Here is a 981-nt window from a genome sequence, read left to right on the forward strand (position 1 = left end):
AACAACCATTTGGGTTGCAATGCCCGCGTGGTCAGAGCCGACCTGCCATAATGTGTTTTTCCCGTCCATCCGCTGATAGCGGGTCAGGATATCCATGATGGTGTGTTGGAACGCATGACCCATATGCAAGCTACCTGTCACATTGGGGGGCGGGATCATAATTGAGTATGCATCACCTTCGCCAGAAGGCTTAAAATAGCCTTTGCTTTCCCACGTTTGATATAACGATTCTTCAATGTCTTTAGGAGAGTACGTCTTGTCCATAATGGCCTTAATTGTGCTTTGCTGTTAACGGCTCGGTGCGCATTTGGCATCCGCGAGCACGATAATGTTTGTATCGCTCTCGTGCGACGGCTTTTTCATCTTCGGGCGCCGGCACAAGGTCAAAAATATGTTGGCTGCGTTGTGCAACCTCTGGCACTTGGCTTGCCAAGTTAAATAGAGCCATGCCTGTACGCGGTTGTTGCTCTGACTGACGCCACGAGAGCGTCACCGGCGCACCGTTCGGCAGGGCTTCACCTACTAACGCATGGGGGATAAACCCATCGGCAGGCCGCTGCCATAACAGTTCGTCGAACAGTTCGGCCTGCTGCTGATCCTCGCATACCACAAGCAATTTGCGATACTGACGAAAAAGATCGGCGATTTTATCGCAAATCAGGTTATTTTTCTCGTCTTCGCCGAGCGTTTGTACTAAAAAAAACGTTGCACTGGGCATAACTAGTCGTTTGCATCCACTTGTTGGCAGCGGTTGATCAAAAACTGGCTAAGCAAGGGTACAGGACGGCCTGTTGAACCTTTATTAGCGCCACCACTCCAGGCGGTGCCCGCGATATCCATATGCGCCCAGTTATATTTGCGTGTAAACCGAGATAAGAAACACGCGGCAGTAATGGTGCCGGCTTCTTTACCACCAATGTTTTGCATGTCAGCGAAGGGGCTATCCAATTGCGATTGGTATTCGTCCCACAGTGGTAAACG

Annotated in this window: 2 protein-coding genes and 1 pseudogene; all 3 read right to left on the reverse strand. The window is 50.5% G+C overall.

Annotation, left to right across the window (positions count from 1 at the left end; translation table 11 throughout):
• A partial coding sequence (locus B2X00_RS10805) for a class I tRNA ligase family protein (RefSeq protein WP_272978721.1) occupies positions 1 to 264 on the reverse strand: 264 nt, incomplete at its 3' end.
• 7 nt (positions 265 to 271) lie between these two features.
• The gene (locus tag B2X00_RS10810; protein WP_290487559.1) at positions 272 to 718 is read right to left on the reverse strand and encodes a DNA polymerase III subunit chi; all 447 of its coding nucleotides are present in this window, start codon (positions 716 to 718) and stop codon (positions 272 to 274) included.
• A 2-nt stretch (positions 719 to 720) separates the two neighbouring features.
• A pseudogene (locus tag B2X00_RS10815) lies at positions 721 to 981 on the reverse strand (leucyl aminopeptidase); the annotation flags it as partial.

This window comes from Idiomarina sp. UBA3162, assembly GCF_002364475.1.
Taxonomy (GTDB): Bacteria; Pseudomonadota; Gammaproteobacteria; order Enterobacterales; family Alteromonadaceae; genus Idiomarina.

Excerpts from the sequence above, each read along its gene's own strand:
- B2X00_RS10810 (WP_290487559.1), bottom strand. The coding sequence starts at position 718 with ATGCCCAGTGCAACGTTTTTTTTAGTACAAACGCTCGGCGAAGACGAG.